Origin of the sequence: Acidovorax sp. sif0632, from assembly GCF_019218805.1 — a bacterium.
Taxonomy (GTDB): domain Bacteria; phylum Pseudomonadota; class Gammaproteobacteria; order Burkholderiales; family Burkholderiaceae_C; genus Acidovorax; species Acidovorax facilis.
Genome location: NZ_JAHUWW010000019.1, coordinates 1 through 902 on the forward strand (window position 1 = coordinate 1; position 902 = coordinate 902).

Sequence of the window (902 nt, forward strand, 5' to 3'; positions counted from 1 at the left end):
TTTGCGACTCGGTGGTTTTTCTTTGGACTTCACCCGCGTACAGTTCAACCCATCGATGAGCCGAACCCGCAAGGCGACTCACCGAACCCGGTTCAGGAATGGTTTTTTGACCCGGCTTTTTTGAGACGCTTTTTAACTTCCAAGGATTTTCATCATGAACAACACCGCCCGCTTCCTCTCCATCGCTGCCGTTGCCGCTTTCGCCTCTTTCGGCGCACAGGCTGACGAAGCCGATGCTTCGCAATTCGCGACCAAATTTGAAACCAACCGCACCCGCGCTGAAGTGCAGGCAGAAGCCGCCAGCGTTGCCCAGACCCGCTCCATCGAGCCGGCAGGCTCGCGTGTGTTGACCTACACGTCCACGGCTGACCGCGCTGCCGTGCGTGCCCAGGCTGCCGAAGCCCTGCGCGCTGGCCAGATCCCTTCGGGTGAGCGTGGTTGATTCTTGTTGAATCCACGGTTCACACGTTTTCGTATTGCCAAGTACCTCGTCCCTATTTTTTGAATTTCACTGGAGTTTCACCATGAACAAGTCTGTCCGTTTCCTCTCTATCGCCGCTGTTGCCGCTTTCACTGCTTTCGGCGCCCACGCTGACGAAGCCGATGGTTCGCAATTTGCCCTGAAGTTCGACACGAACCGCACCCGTGCCGAAGTGGCCGCTGAAGCCGCTACCGTGGCCCAGACCCGCAGCATCGAGCCTGCTGGTTCGCGTGTGGTGACCTACACGTCCACGGCTGACCGCGCTGCTGTGCGCGCCCAGGCTGCTGAAGCCCTGCGCACTGGCAAGATCCCTTCGGGCGAATTCAGCGCCATGTAATTTGCACGGCAGGTGCTGCGGTCGGCACGCCGACGCAGTCTCATGCTCAAAAGCCGAGGCCCCTCACGGGGCCTCGGCTTTTTT

General features: G+C 59.3%; 2 protein-coding genes. Both read left to right on the plus strand.

Annotation, left to right across the window (positions count from 1 at the left end):
- Positions 1-154: 154 nt before the first annotated feature.
- Positions 155-442, plus strand: coding sequence for a DUF4148 domain-containing protein (locus KW832_RS25565; protein ID WP_121419970.1), 288 nt, complete (start codon positions 155-157; stop codon positions 440-442).
- Positions 443-524: 82 nt separating this feature from the next.
- Positions 525-818 (plus strand): DUF4148 domain-containing protein, encoded by a 294-nt coding sequence (locus KW832_RS25570; protein WP_121419969.1) that lies wholly within the window; start codon positions 525-527, stop codon positions 816-818.
- The last annotated feature ends 84 nt before the right edge of the window (positions 819-902 follow it).